Origin of the sequence: Nocardia sp. NPDC051981 (genome assembly GCF_040680715.1) — a bacterium.
Classification (GTDB): Bacteria; Actinomycetota; Actinomycetes; order Mycobacteriales; family Mycobacteriaceae; genus Nocardia.
This window is the reverse complement of the sequence record NZ_JBFAXK010000030.1, coordinates 1-13,687: the sequence shown is the minus strand read 5'-3', so window position 1 is coordinate 13,687 and position 13,687 is coordinate 1. Positions and strand designations below refer to the sequence as shown.

The window sequence follows — 13,687 nt, the reverse complement described above, 5'->3', positions numbered from 1 at the left end:
CCACACCGCTGGTTCTCACGCGTGGTTCACCCGGCTCGATCCGAGGTCGTTTCCCTTGCCGGAGCGCGGTTTCGGCTGGGTTCAGGAACAGCCCTACGACCGCTGAGCGTCGGCCGGGGTGGCGCGCAGGCCGTCGAGGGTCACCGAGATCAGGCGTTCGGCGGCGTCGGGTGTGCTCTCGCAGGCGACGCCCAGACCGTGCCCGAGCCGGATCAGATCGCGCGGCTCGATGTCGGCGCGAATGGTGCCCGCGTCCCGCGCCGCTTGGACCAGCAGGGAAGCCGCCCCGGTGATCGCCTCGCGGCACAGCGTGAAGGTCGGCGTGTTGTGGTCCATGCCCGCCTTGAGCGTGGTGGCGAGGACGCGATTGGCCATCACCCACTCCACCTGTTCGCGCATCCAGTACTCGAAGGCCGTCCCGGCCGTGTGGGTTTCGAGGAGGTCGTGGGCGCGTTGGCTCAAATGCTCGATGCTGGAACGGTAGACGGCCTCGATCAGCGCCTCGCGATTGGGGAAGTGTCGGTACAGGGTGCCGATGCCGACCCCGGCGCGGCGCGCGATTTCCTCGAGCGGCGCCTCGGGGCCCAGTTCGGTGAAGGCCTGCTGGGCGGTGGTCACGATCCGCTCGTAGTTGCGGCGCGCGTCGGCGCGCATCGGCTTTCCGGTCGACGGTGCTTCCACGAACCCTCCACTAGAAACGGATGGACCCTCCGGTTAGGCTTGCGCAAGTGGAGGAACCCTCCATATGATAACTCCATCGGAAACGGAGGCTTCCTCCGCTTGTATCTATCCCATTCGATGGAGCATTCCTTGTCGACCACCCTTCCCTCGAACGCTGCCGTGCGCGTGCCGGCACCCGCTCGAGCCCCCCGACTCCGGTCGGGAACTGTGCTGGCCACCCTTTTGACCTGCCAACTGATGATCGTCCTCGACATCACCGTGATGAATGTGGCGCTGCCGCGCATCCAGACCGACCTGCACTTCAGCGCCACCGGCCTGTCCTGGGTGATGAACTCCTACAGCCTCGCCTTCGGCGGATTACTGCTGCTCGGCGGGCGTGCCGGCGACCTGTTCGGCCGCCGCAACCTGTTCATCGCCGGCGCTACCCTGTTCACCCTGGCCTCGCTCGCGGGCGGGCTAGCGCCCTCCGCGGGCTGGCTGCTCGCCGCGCGCGTCGTGCAGGGAATCGGCGGGGCCATGGCCGGACCCAACACCCTCGCCCTGCTGACCACCACCTTCAGCGATCCGAAAGCCCGGATGCGCGTACTCGCGCTGTTCTCCGGAATGTCCAGTGCCGGTTTCGCTATCGGCCTCATCGTCGGCGGACTGCTGACCGAATGGCTGAGCTGGCGCTCGGTGCTGTTCATCAATGTGCCGTTCGGGTTGATCGTCGTGGTGCTGGCGCTGCGCTACCTGCCCAGGGCCGAACGGCAGCCGGCCCACCTCGACCTGCCCGGTGCGCTGACCGCCACCACCGGTGTGGCCGCTCTCGTCTACGGCTTCATCAACGCCGCCTCGGACGGCTGGGGGACTGCCACCACCGACATCTCGCTGGCGGTCGGCGCGATCCTGATCGCCGCGTTCCTCGCCATCGAATCCCGTGCGGCCCAACCGCTCCTGCCGCTGCGCCTGTTCGCCGACCGCAATCGCGCCACCGCCTACGCGAACATGTTCCTGGCGCCGATGGCGGGCATGTCGATGTTCTTCTTCCTCACCCAGTTCCTGCAGGACGTGCTCGGATTGAGTGCGCTGGCAACCGGTTTCGCCTTCCTGCCCACCGCTCTGCTGATGTTCACCATGATCCGGCTGATCCCGCGCCTGCTGCCCCGCTTCGGCCCGAAACCGGTGACTATCACCGGTGCGGCCCTGATGATGGCCGGCCTGGTCCTGCTCACCCAGCTGACGGCCGACAGTGGCTACTTCCCGCTGCTGTTCATCGCCATGATCCTGATGGGATGCGGTATCGGCCTGTCGGTTTCGCCTCTGAACGTCATCATCATGTCGAATGTCGACACCCACGAGGCGGGCGCGGCCGGCGGCGCACTGCAAACTCTCCAGCAGACCGGCGCGTCCCTCGGTCTGGCCATCCTGGTCACGGTCTTCGGCACCGCGTCCCGCAGTGCCGGCGGCTCGCTCCAGCACGCGCTGGTCGCCGGCATGACCACCGCCTTCGCGGCCGCCGCCGCCATCGCTGCCCTCACCTTCGTCGTCGCCCTCACCTTCCGAGCCGTCGGTCCGGTAACCACAGCGGCCCGGCGGAGCTAGTCCCGGCGATATCGCCCACGTCGGAGTGGATAACCGGCGTTCGGCCAAGGTTTCATCGAACGGTCGGCCCACCACGAATCGTGGTGGGCCGACCGTCGTCTACCGAATCCCGATGCCCCACACGGCGGTCAGCCACACCTGCCGGACGGCGGCCATAAGCCAACGCTGACAGCATTCGACGCACTCGCGAGCGCGGCCGGGCCGGGAATGGCAGGATCGGGATTGTGAGTGAGCCGGTGCACCCCAACGACATTCGGATCTCCGACGCCGAACGGAAGAAACTCGAGGAGACGCTGCGCCGCGCCGTGGACGCCGGTGTGCTCGATCTCGGTGAGTTCGACAGCCGGGTGCAGTCGATCTGGCAGGCTCGTACCCGGGGCGAGCTGGCCGAGGTGTCCGCTGATCTGCCCGAGATGAAAGAGCCAGGGCCATCGGGCGGGCGGATCGCCATGATGGTGCTGACCATCGTGTGGTTGTCGCTCAGCGGGCTGAACTTGATCGTGTGGCTATTGCTGGGCCTCACGCTGGAGTGGTTCTATCCGTGGTGGGTGTGGGTGCTGGTGCCGCCGGGGGCGGTGCTGGGGACCTTGTGGGCGTGTGGAATCGGGCGGAAGCCGGGCAACGAGTGACGGATCGTTATCGCAGCATCATCGATGTCCACATCGTCCTGTGGCGCGATGGCCTGGTGCTGCTCGGCGAGCGCGCGAACACGGGCTATGGTGACGGCCGGCTGAATCTGCCCAGCGGCCACCTCGAGGAGGGCGAATCGGTGGTGGACGGCGTGATCCGTGAAGCCTTGGAAGAAATCGGAATCACCATCGACCCCGCCGACCTGCGCTTCGCGCACGTACTCCACCACCGCGGCGAGTCCGGGGCCGCCCGCATCGGCTTCTTCTTCGAAGCGCTCCGCTGGACCGGAGAGCCGGTGAACATGGAGCCCCACAAATGTGCCGGTCTGCTCTGGGCCGACCCGAATGCCCTGCCGCCCAATATCATCCCCTACCAGGCCGCGGGCGTCCGCAACTGTCATCTCGGCACTTCCTTCGCGCTGCACGGGTGGGACTGACCCGCCCGTCAGCTCTCCTGCGGGGCCGGGGTGCGCAGGTGCCGGCTCATGTCGCCGGTCAGCGTGATCTGCACCTGGCGCTCGGCGAACCGCCACTGCCCGGCACTGCGCTCGAAGCGGTCCCGGTAGCGGCCGGCCGCCACCGGCTGCAAAGGCAGGTCCGGTGTGGCCTGGAAGACCGTGAAATAGGAACGCGCCGTGGCGGTATCGGCATCATCGCCGAATTCGACGGCAATGTTCGTGGTGACGTGATGGGTGCGCGGCGTCCCGTCCTCGTACACGATCACCATTCCCCGAAACATCTTCTCGATCCGCTCACTCCCCGCGACCGACCCACCGCTGCCGCTGAACACCCCGTGCGCGAACAATGCCCCCACTCCAGCGAAATCCCCGCTATCGACCAACTCGGCATACTTCGCGATCAAGTTCGTCACGGCGGTTGTATCAGCGACTGAGCTCATGCCACCCGAGAGTAGGCCACCGTCACCCCCGACCACGGGTCCGTGCGCGTCGATCGCGTGTAGGAGCGGCGCGGCGGAGATGAACAACCTCGGCGGTGTGAGAACCGCGGTCGAATGGGCGGAAGGTTGTGTGAAACGCAAAGATTTCACTGCCTTGTCGTACCGGTGGTGGGACAGTGGGGTGTATGGCGTCCGGAGTTTTGCTCACGTGATGCGGGGCCGGGGTGGCGAGCCGTGACGGTGTTCGTCGGGACATCGGGGTGGCAGTACGCCGACTGGCGGGAGCTGGTGTATCCGCGAGGGATCGGGCAGCGGCGGTGGCTCGAGGTGTATGCCCAGTCATTCGGGGCCGTGGAGTTGAACGCGGCCTTCTATCGGCCGGTGGCGCGGACGACCTTCGAGGGGTGGCGCGGACGGACGCCAAAGGATTTCGTGATGGCGGTGAAGGCCAGTCGGGTGGTGACCCACTATCGCCGGCTGCGCGACGTCGAGATCCCACTGGAGCGGATGATCGATGCGGCGCGCGGACTGGGGGATCGGTTGGGGCCGATACTGATTCAGCTGCCCCCCACCCTCACCGCCGAACCCGAGCGGCTCGACCAGGTGCTAGGGCTGATCCCCGCCGAGTTGCGCGTGGCGGTCGAGCCGCGCCACGAGAGCTGGTGGGGCGACCGGGTCCGGGCCGTGCTCGGAGCGCACCGTGCGGCACTGTGCTGGGCCGATCGGCTCGGGCGGCCGATCACGCCGCTGTGGCGCACGGCCGACTGGGGCTACGTCCGTTTCCATGAAGGTCCCGGCCGGTCCGCACCCCGCTACCCGGAACGCGTTCTGGCCGAGTGGGTCCGGCGCATCGAGGACACCTGGGACGGGAATCACGATGCCTACGTCTTCTTCAACAACGATGTCGGTGGCGCGGCCGTCCGTGATGCGATCCGGATCGGTGATCTGGTCCGCGCCGCAGGACGGCCGGTAGCCCGCACGCCCGATCGACTCCCCCTCACACCGTGACTGTGACTCGCAGGCTTAGCTGGTGCAATGCACGGGTAGCGGCCGGGGTGTCCTCGACGGATTCCACTGTCGCGGTCTCGCTCGCGATGGCGAGGACATCGGAGGACTGAGAGCCGGTGGCAATTATCCTGCTGGTCGAAGACCAAGTCCCCTGACCAGCTCTCGAATCGCCCCTACCGCACGCCAACCTGGAGGTACCAACTCGTGCGTGTCCTAGTCACCGGAGCCAGCCGTGGAATCGGCGCCGCGATCGCCACCTACCTCGTCGCCGAGGGGCACACGGTGTGGGGCACCCACCGCGGCAGCGGCGTTCCCGAGGGCGTGCGCGGCGTCGAATGTGACGTCACCTCCACCGAGTCGGTCGACCAGGCGTTCAAGCAGATCGAGACCGCGGACGGCCCGGTCGAGGGACTCGTCGCCAACGCCGGGCATCACCGCCGATACGCTGATCATGCGGATGAGTGAAGAGCAGTACCTGAGCGTGATCGAGACCAACCAGCACGGCGTCTTCCGCGTCGTCAAGCGCGCCACCCGCAACATGCTCGAGCACCGCACCGGCCGGATCGTCGTGATCGGATCCGCCTCCGGGCTCTCGGGCATGCCAGGCCAAGCGAACTACACCATGTCGAAAGCTGCCGTCGTGGGCCTCGTCCGCACCGTCAGCCGCGAACTCGGATCGCGGAACATCACCGCCAACGTCGTCGCTCCCGGGTTCATCGACACCGACATGTCCGCGCCGGTCAGTGACGAGGTGAAAGAGAAGGCCAAGCAAATGACGCCGCTGGGGCGTTTCGGCCGGCCCGAGGAGGTCGCGGCCACCGTGGCGTTCCTGATGAGCCCGAACGCGGGATACATCACCGGCCAGGTCATCAACGTCGATGGTGGAATCGGCATGGGCCACTGAGCTTCTCGCCCAGTACCAGGCGGTAGTGGCGCAACCGCCGGATCCCGGGCACTTGCACCACTACCCCGGACATACGTTAGGGGCTTGTCCAGCTGGATATTTCACTCTTTGATATAGCCTGGCTATCTGGAGGCAATTGGGGCGAGGCTCTGAGGTGCTGCTTTGCGTTCGACCCCAGCTCGCCCCTGCCGAGGTCCTCGAGATGCCGGATGCATTCGGGGAGGTCTGGCGAGCCCTTGCGCATCCGACCGGGAACGCGGGTCCGAACCGGGCCTGGGCCCGTAACAGCGTCTGTGCATGGCGTCGTGGCCGCCGGTTCCGCGGTTGGGGATAGCTCAGCTGATATCGGACTGGCTCGCGCAGCCGCCGGCTGCCGGCAGTGTCAGTACGAGGAGAGTCGGCGCGCAGAGGCTACGGCGGTGCCACTGCGTGGCTCGGTCGGACATCGGTCGTCCCACGCTCCTGCTTTCCCCATGAGGACGGCTGCGCGCCCTGATGCAGCTGCGGGACAATCCCCGCAGCTACTCCTTCTGAACGGGCACTCTCGACAGGATGGACGGTCGCGGCAAGTTGCGGCGACCGTTGCTTTCAGCGGTTTTCGCGCTCACCCTGCAGACGAATTCAGGCCACTCGAGTACGAGCCCTTCAGTCTCGCATCCGCAATCAGGAGGCGGGCTTGGGCTGGGTCAGCTTCTGGACACCGGTGATCGCATCGAGGATGTTGTCGATGGTGTGGGTGCCCTCGTCGAGTGCCGAGCTGCCGGAATCGAGCATGGAGGAACCGGCGGACGAGCCGGCCGAACCCGAGGACGAGCCGGCCGAACCCGAGGACGAGCCGGCGTCAGCCGAACCCGCGCCCTGACTGGTGGCGGGGGAGCCGGCGGCGGAGGCCGCCGCGACCGGGCCGAGGAACAGGGCGGCGGCAGAGAGGGTGGCGGCGGCAACGATCTTGCGGGAGAACACGTATGGAGCTTCCTTTCATGTACAGATAACGACGCCATCACGGCGCATATCAAAATGTTATGAGGAAGAAATCTGCAAATCCACCGCTATTATTGTGGGAATAATCACCGTTAATAATGAGCTAACGGAACGTTGTGCCGAGGTGAAGCTATTTGATCTTCATTCGGCCCGCGAATTCAATGATCAAATTCGATTGCATTTTCTATGGTGCCGCGTATCGGCCTGCGGCGGAGGAGATCTCGTAGCGGACCTCCGATCCCGGCACGGCGCGACGTCGAGCTGAACGACACGCTCGGAGACCCGCCGGCATGACGGCGATCCGGCGTTCTCGAGCGAGGTATCGCGCAACGCGAGGGTGCGACGCGCTCACAGCGCGATGCTGTCCTGGACGTTTCTGCCATGCTGTGCTATATAGGCCGGCGGCTCGGCGTGGCCCCACTGCAGCGCGTGCAGCGCGCCGCCGCACCCCTGGATGGTCGCGTCGGTGCCCGTTGACGCGGCGTCTGGCTGCAACGGTAAGGAGGAGATCGTCCCCGGTCGTACCCACTATGCGAACCTGTTCAGCGAGTTTCCGTGGGTCAAGCTCGGTGCGGTGGTGCCGGACCCGCCACCGCCGGCGCCGGTGGGCATACAGCTGGCGTCGACTTCGTTGGACGCCCTATGCGGCTGCGGGGCAATCCCGGCAGCTGGGCGCATCGGGGCATGTGGACACGGGCCCCTCGGCGAGCGGGCAGGATTGACTGTTGGGTACCGCGCCCGCCGAGGAGGACTGCCGTGTACAGCGTCCGGCCCCGGTGTTTGCCCGGGCCGTGGAGGCCGCCAAGGGCCAGCGGCCAACGGGGATCAGGCTATGTCGACAGCGCGAGTTTGCCCGCGCGGTCCGAGGCCATGCCTCTGCTGATTTGGGCCATGCTCGCACCCACTGTGACCAGGCGACACGCCCGGAGGAACGCGACATTAGCTAATGAATTGCTGAATTGGGCCGGCGGTGGGGATCGGGTGGGAGATCATCGTCGGCATGCTCGACGACTCCTGGTGTGTCCGGTCGATACACAGCGCGGCCGTGCTGGTCGAATTCGCCGCCGGCCGCTCGATGTCCACAGCCGCCGCACTGGCCGAGACCGGGCTCACCGAAGCCGACCTGGAGGACCCGGAGCTCGAGATCGACATCGGCCAGGAGTTCCGGATCATCGGCAACATCCTCGACACCACCGGCGACGACCCGGGAATGGGCCTGCTGGCGGGGTTTTCGGTGCACCTGCCCATGCTGGGCAGCCTGGGCATCGCGCTGAGCAGCTGCTCCACGGTGCGCGAGATGGCCGAACTGTGGGCCCGCCACGCCGAATTGTCCTTCGCCTACTGCCGATTCACCATCGCCGACGCCGGTGACCGGGTGCTGGTGTCCCTCGACACCGAGCCCGTCCCGCCGCGCCTGCGCCGCTTCGCCCTCGAACGCGACCTGGCCGCCCTGCGCACCATCCAGCGCGAACTGCTGTCCTGGGACGTCCTGGTGCACCGGCTGGAGCTGACCCTGCCGTACGCTCCGGTGTACGAGGCGGTCGGTGTGCTGCTCGGCATCGGCGACATCGTCTACGACCAGCCCGCCGACACCCTCTACCTCGACGCCACCGATCTGCAACGCCCGATGCCGCAGGCGAATTCGATGCTGCGCAAGCAGTACGGGCAGCTGTGCGCGGAGATCGTCGAACGCCGCCGCGCCCGGGTCGGGCTGGCCGGTCGGGTCCGGGCCCTGCTGATGCGGCACGGCCGCGCCATCGATCAGGTCGCCATCGCCGCCGACCTGCACATGAGCGTCCGCACCCTGCGCCGCAGACTGGCCGCGGAGGGCACCACCTTCCGCGAACTGGCCTGCGAGACAACGGGCCTGCTGGCCGAGGAGCTGCTGGCCGCCGGCTTCACCGTCGACACGGTGGCAGCCCGGCTCGGCTACACGAGCGCGTCAGCGTTCGCGACCGCTTTCCGGGACTGGAAGGGGCAGACCCCCGGCCAGTTCGCGCGTTCCGACCTCGCCCCGCGGCACCGTCGCCGCACCGGCGGCGTCGGCGCGGCGGGACGCCCCGCCCACCCGCACCCCGCCACGCATGAGCGCCGCCCTACCGGAGAGCATGAAATCTAGGACGATTCGGGCGATCTGGACGCTGAACCGGTTGCGGCTCAGGCCGGATCGAATCCGGCGAGCCGCGCGGCGTGCAGGGCGATGTACAGCTCGGCGGCGGCCTTCGGGTCCGAGCACCGGCGATCGGTCAGCGTCTCGATCCGCCGCAGCCGGTAGTGAATGGTGTTGCGGTGGTAGTGGAGCCGTTGTGCCACCTCGGTATTGGAGCCACCGCATTCGAACCACAGCTCGAGGGTATCGAGGAGGGTGTCGCGTTCCTCCGGCGGTAGTTCGAGCACCGGGCCCAGGACATCGTCGGCCAATTCCCGTGACGCCGAGGGCGCATGCGCGAGAACGAGCGGGATCGGCGTGCTGCCGTACGCGGTCACGGCCGGGCTGCCGGGTGGCGCACATCGCCCCGCGAGTTCCGCCTCGCGCAAGGCGGTCCCCGCGGACCCCGGCGTCGGGAAGGGGCGGCTCACGCCGATGCGCCCGGTGGCATGGGCGCGCAGGCGCGACAGCACCCGCTCGTGCGAGCGTGCGGTGGCCACATTGAGCAGCCCGATCCGCGCGCCCGGCTCGGTGAGCCAGATCGACTCGACGAAGTCGGCCCGCAGCCGATCCTCGATCCCGAACAGCGGTTCGATTGCGCCGGAATCGGTTTCGGCGTGCACGACGACGAAACTGCCCAGCGGCGGCAGGTGCAGGGCCCGGGCGATGTCGCGCTGGGTGGGATCGTCGGCCTCGCCGTCGAACAGCCGCCGCAGCATGGCGCGGCGCTCCACGTCGTGGCGGCGGACCCGCTCGGTGAGGTAGTCGGCGTACGCGTCGGCGGCGGCGCCGGAATAGTCGTCCAGGAGCCGCCACATCTCCGAGCCGAGTTGCGGCAGCGCGTCCAGATTCGTCCCCCGCGCCGTGACGAGCGCGCGTTCCCACAGCAGCCGTCCCGCCAGCCGGTACGCGTGCAGCACCGCCGCGATCGGCACGCCCAGTTCCGCCTTGACCCGGCCCACCACGGTCGCCGGTTGCAGCTGCCGTCCGGCGCTCCCGGAGAGTTGCTCGAGCAGGGCGGCCAGATTGTCGCGGACGACGAGGTGCAGCTGCGCCTCGGTGAGGGCGGCCTCCGCGTAGGCGTTCTCGCCGGTGAGGATGCGGCCGACGAGTTCGGTGGTGAGGTCGTCGACCTCGACGAGCAGCGTGCGCGCTACTGCGGTCGAATCGCTCGGCGGCACTGCGGTGGAGCCGTTGCGCGGCGGGCCGGTGAGCGCTGTCATGGGTTCGATAGTAGGCAACTGCTCTCGACGCCGACTGTGCTCGAGCACAGTCGGCCGGGCGGTATCGCCAAACCCGCGCACATGGTGGGCGGATGCGCCCGACCCGCAGTATCGACACCGACAGCGACAGTGACCCGGGTCATAGCCGACCCGGGTCGATCGATGAGGTGGAGAGAGGTGCCGACCGTGTACGACTACATCGTCGTAGGCGCGGGGTCCGCGGGATCCGTGCTGGCCAGCCGATTGTCCGAGGACCCGGCGATCCGGGTGGCCGTGATCGAGGCCGGGCCGCGGGACACCGCCGAGGAGATCCACCTGCCGGTCGCCTTCCCGTCCCTGTTCAAGAGCCCGCTGGACTGGGACTACGACACCGAACCCGAACCCCGGCTGCACAGTCGCCGCGCCTACCTGCCGCGCGGCCGCGTCCTGGGCGGATCCAGCTCCATGAACGCCATGATCTACATCCGTGGCACCCGCGCCGATTACGACGCGTGGGCCGCGGCCGGCGCGGACGGGTGGAGCTACGACGAGGTGCTGCCGTACTTCGTGCAGGCCGAGGACAACGAGCGCGGCAAGGACGCCTACCACGGTGTGGGCGGGCCGCTGTCGGTCAGCGACAGCCGGTCGAATCATCCACTGGGCGAAGCATTCCTACGCGCCGCCGAACAGGCCGGGCACATCCGCAACGACGATTTCAACGGCGTCACCCAGCTCGGCGTCGGCCGCTACCAGGTGACCCAGCGCAATGGCATGCGATGCAGCGCCGCGGTCGCCTACCTGCACCCGGCGCTGGAGCGCGAGAACCTGACGGTCATCACCGATGCCCTCGCGCACCGGATCGTCATCGAGAACGGCCGGGCTACCGGGGTGGTGATCGGCCGCGGCGGCAGCACCGAGACCATTCGGGCCCGGAGCGAAATCGTGCTGGCCGCCGGCGCTTACGGCTCCGCGCAGCTGCTGTTGCTTTCCGGTATCGGCCCGGCCGAACAGCTGGCGGCCTTCGGCATCGAGACGATCCGCGACCTGCCGGTCGGGCAGAACCTCCAGGATCACCTGTCGGTCTTCCTCAACTATCGCACCGACCGCGAATCCCTGATGACCGCGCTCACGCCCGAAAACCTGGGCCTGCTCCAGGAATCCGGCCGCGGCCCGCTGACCTCGAATATCGGTGAGACCGGCGGCTTCCTCGAAACCCGCACCGGACTGGCGGGCCCGGACATCCAGTTCCACCAGGCCCCGGTCCTCTTCCACGGTGAGGGCATGGGCGCGGCGACCGAGCACGGCTACGCGTTCGGCCCCTGCCTGATCAACCCCACCAGCCGCGGCGAACTCACCCTGCGCTCGGCGGACCCGGCCACCGCGCCGCGCATCCGCCACAACTATCTCGACACCGAGGCCGACCGCGCGAGCATCATCGCCGGACTGCGCAGCGCCCTCGACATCGCCGGCCGGCCCGCGCTGCGCGAGCTCACCACCGGCGAATTCCTCACTCCCGCCGGTGATTCCGACGCCGAACTGCTCGATTTCGCAGCCCGCACCGCCCAGACCCTCTATCACCCCACGTCCACCTGCGCCATCGGGGCGGTCGTGGACCCGCGCCTGCGCGTACTGGGCGTCGCGGGCCTGCGGGTCGCCGATGCCTCGGTCATGCCGTCGGTGGTGCGGGGCAATACCAACGCGCCCACGATCATGATCGGCGAGAAGGCCGCCGTCATGCTCGCCGAGGACGCCGACTCGGAAGGAAACGCATCGTGACCACCACCGCCGCGGCGACCATCGACGCCACCGTCTCCGCACTCCGGCAGGGCGAAATCGACTGGGCCCGAACCCCGTTGCCCGCCCGGCGGCAGCTGCTCGAACAGATTCACGCCAATACCGCGCGCTACGCGCGGGAGTGGGTCGAGACCGCCGCCCGCATCAAGAAGCTGCCCCTGGACTCGCCGCTGCTCGGCGAGGAATGGGTGAGCGGCCCCTACTCGCTGCTGACCGGCGCGGCCGCGCTCGCGGAATCGCTGCGGGCACTGGAACAGGGCCGCAGCCCGGTCGACGGCTACCCGATCCACGCCGCCCCCGGCGGCCGCACCGCGGTCGACGTCTTCCCGCACGGCGTCTTCGATTGGCTGCTGCTCAACGGATTCCGCGCGGAGGTCTGGACCAGGCCCGGCGTCGACGCCCAAACCGTCCGCGCCCGAGCCGGTCTGGGGCAGCGCATCCCGGACGAGACCGGCGGCGTGGGCGTGGTTCTCGGCGCGGGCAATATCTTCTCGATCGCGCCGCTGGACGTGCTCTACCAGCTCTACGCCGACAACCGGGTGGTGGCGCTCAAGCTGAATCCGATCACCGACCCGCTGCTGCCGGTGCTGGAGAAGATCTTCGCGCCCCTGATCGAGGGCGGCTTCGTACACCTGCTCACCGGCGGCCCCGAGGTCGGCACGGCGCTGGTGCACCATGCCGGCGTGGACGCGGTGCACATGACCGGCAGCGCGCTCACCCACGACGCCATCGTGTTCGGCACCGGCGAGGAAGGCGCGCGGAACAAGGCGGCGGGCACGCCGAAACTGGACAAGCCCATCACCAGCGAACTGGGCGGCGTCTCACCCACCATCGTGATCCCGGGCCGCTGGTCCGACGCTGACCTCCGGTACCAGGCCGAGCACCTGGCCACCCAGCGCCTGCACAACAACGGCTACAACTGCGTCGCCGCGCAGGTCGCGGTGATCTCCGCGGACTGGCCCCAGAAAGACCGGTTCCTCGCCGAACTGCGCGCCGCGCTCGAGCGGGCGCCGCAGCGTCCGGACTACTACCCGGGCTCGGCCGCCCGCGTCGACGGCGCGCGCACGTCCTATCCCGACGCCGAGCGGATCGGCGCGCGCACCCTCATCACCGGACTGGTGCCGCACCGGGACGAAACCGCGCTGCGCACCGAGTATTTCGCCCCGGTGCTGGGCGTGCTCGAATTGAACGGCGACGCAGCGGAATTCCTCACGCAGGCGGTCCGCGTGTCCAACGAGGAGTTCGAGGGCACCCTCGGCGTCAACATCATCGCCGACCCCGCCACCATCGACCGGCTGGGGGAGCAATTCGAGCGAGCCATCGCCGATCTGCGGTACGGCACCGTCGCCGTCAACGCCTGGACGGGCCTCGGCTATCTGACCGCCCGCGCCTCCTGGGGCGCCTTCCCCGGGCACACCCTCGCCGACATCCAGAGCGGAATCGGCGTGGTGCACAACGGCTTGCTGATCGCCGATCCGGAGCGCACCGTGGTCCGCGGCCCCTTCCGCCCCGTCCCACGGTCGCTGCTGCGCGGCGAGTTCGCGCTCTCCCCGAAACCGCCGTGGTTCGTCACCAACCGCACCGGCGCCACCACCCTGCGGCGACTGACCAACTTCGCGAAGCGACCCGGCGCCGCCGCCCTGCCGGGCATCTTCGCCTCCGCGCTGCGCGGCTGAGCGCAGCGAACCGGACTTCCCGGTCCTCGACGAGCGCTCGGCCGCCGCCATGTGCTACACCTCCGGCACCACCGGCGACCCGAAAGGTGTTGTCTACTCCCATCTGAGGAGTGTGCGCCGCCGCGGGGGGGGGCCCCCGGCGCGGCCCCCCAGCAAAAATGAATCAGGAGAGAGGCGCCGG

Annotated in this window: 11 protein-coding genes and 2 pseudogenes; 9 read left to right on the top strand and 4 right to left on the bottom strand. The window is 68.5% G+C overall.

Annotated features, from left to right (window positions below):
* Positions 1–93: 93 nt before the first annotated feature.
* Positions 94–681, bottom strand: a complete 588-nt coding sequence (locus AB0L60_RS35485; protein WP_364623495.1) for a TetR/AcrR family transcriptional regulator — start codon at positions 679–681, stop codon at positions 94–96.
* 207 nt (positions 682–888) lie between these two features.
* Here AB0L60_RS35485 and AB0L60_RS35480 point away from each other — a divergent pair, with 207 nt between their 5' ends.
* From AB0L60_RS35480 to AB0L60_RS35470, 3 genes are all read left to right on the top strand, one after another.
* Positions 889–2,265 carry an MFS transporter gene (locus AB0L60_RS35480; RefSeq protein ID WP_364623492.1) on the top strand — a complete coding sequence of 459 codons (1,377 nt, stop codon included), beginning with the start codon at positions 889–891 and terminating at the stop codon, positions 2,263–2,265.
* Positions 2,266–2,489: 224 nt separating this feature from the next.
* The gene (locus AB0L60_RS35475) at positions 2,490–2,894 is read left to right on the top strand and encodes a DUF1707 domain-containing protein (RefSeq protein ID WP_364623488.1); all 405 of its coding nucleotides are present in this window, start codon (positions 2,490–2,492) and stop codon (positions 2,892–2,894) included.
* Positions 2,891–3,331, top strand: coding sequence for an NUDIX domain-containing protein (locus AB0L60_RS35470; protein WP_364623485.1), 441 nt, complete (start codon positions 2,891–2,893; stop codon positions 3,329–3,331). Before AB0L60_RS35475 ends, AB0L60_RS35470 begins: the two co-directional genes overlap by 4 nt.
* Before the next feature lie 8 nt (positions 3,332–3,339).
* On the opposite strand, the gene AB0L60_RS35465 is transcribed toward AB0L60_RS35470, so the two are convergent.
* Positions 3,340–3,792: a nuclear transport factor 2 family protein gene (locus AB0L60_RS35465; protein ID WP_364623482.1), complete on the bottom strand. Its 453-nt coding sequence runs from the start codon at positions 3,790–3,792 to the stop codon at positions 3,340–3,342.
* 234 nt (positions 3,793–4,026) lie between these two features.
* Here AB0L60_RS35465 and AB0L60_RS35460 point away from each other — a divergent pair, with 234 nt between their 5' ends.
* Positions 4,027–4,800: a DUF72 domain-containing protein gene (locus AB0L60_RS35460; RefSeq protein ID WP_364623479.1), complete on the top strand. Its 774-nt coding sequence runs from the start codon at positions 4,027–4,029 to the stop codon at positions 4,798–4,800.
* A gap of 204 nt (positions 4,801–5,004) precedes the next feature.
* A pseudogene (gene fabG / locus AB0L60_RS35455) lies at positions 5,005–5,704 on the top strand (3-oxoacyl-ACP reductase FabG).
* A gap of 663 nt (positions 5,705–6,367) precedes the next feature.
* Here the strand turns inward: fabG and AB0L60_RS35450 are convergent.
* The gene (locus AB0L60_RS35450) at positions 6,368–6,667 is read right to left on the bottom strand and encodes a hypothetical protein (RefSeq protein ID WP_364623476.1); all 300 of its coding nucleotides are present in this window, start codon (positions 6,665–6,667) and stop codon (positions 6,368–6,370) included.
* Between the two features lie 988 nt (positions 6,668–7,655).
* On the opposite strand from AB0L60_RS35450, the gene AB0L60_RS35445 reads away from it, so the two are divergent.
* Positions 7,656–8,804, top strand: a complete 1,149-nt coding sequence (locus AB0L60_RS35445; protein WP_364623473.1) for an AraC family transcriptional regulator ligand-binding domain-containing protein — start codon at positions 7,656–7,658, stop codon at positions 8,802–8,804.
* A gap of 38 nt (positions 8,805–8,842) precedes the next feature.
* On the opposite strand, the gene AB0L60_RS35440 is transcribed toward AB0L60_RS35445, so the two are convergent.
* Entirely contained in the window at positions 8,843–10,057 is a 1,215-nt protein-coding gene (locus tag AB0L60_RS35440) for a helix-turn-helix domain-containing protein (protein ID WP_364623470.1), read from the bottom strand.
* Between the two features lie 177 nt (positions 10,058–10,234).
* Between AB0L60_RS35440 and AB0L60_RS35435 the strand changes: the two genes are divergently transcribed.
* The 3 genes and pseudogenes from AB0L60_RS35435 to AB0L60_RS35425 form a co-directional block, all read left to right on the top strand.
* On the top strand, positions 10,235–11,812 hold the full coding sequence (locus tag AB0L60_RS35435) for a GMC family oxidoreductase N-terminal domain-containing protein (RefSeq protein WP_364623467.1): 1,578 nt from the start codon (positions 10,235–10,237) through the stop codon (positions 11,810–11,812).
* Positions 11,809–13,506: an aldehyde dehydrogenase family protein gene (locus AB0L60_RS35430; protein WP_364623464.1), complete on the top strand. Its 1,698-nt coding sequence runs from the start codon at positions 11,809–11,811 to the stop codon at positions 13,504–13,506. The genes AB0L60_RS35435 and AB0L60_RS35430 overlap by 4 nt, the downstream gene beginning before the upstream one ends.
* Positions 13,502–13,609: pseudogene (locus AB0L60_RS35425) on the top strand (AMP-binding protein); the annotation flags it as partial. The gene AB0L60_RS35430 and the pseudogene AB0L60_RS35425, both read left to right, overlap by 5 nt.
* Between the last annotated feature and the right edge of the window lie 78 nt (positions 13,610–13,687).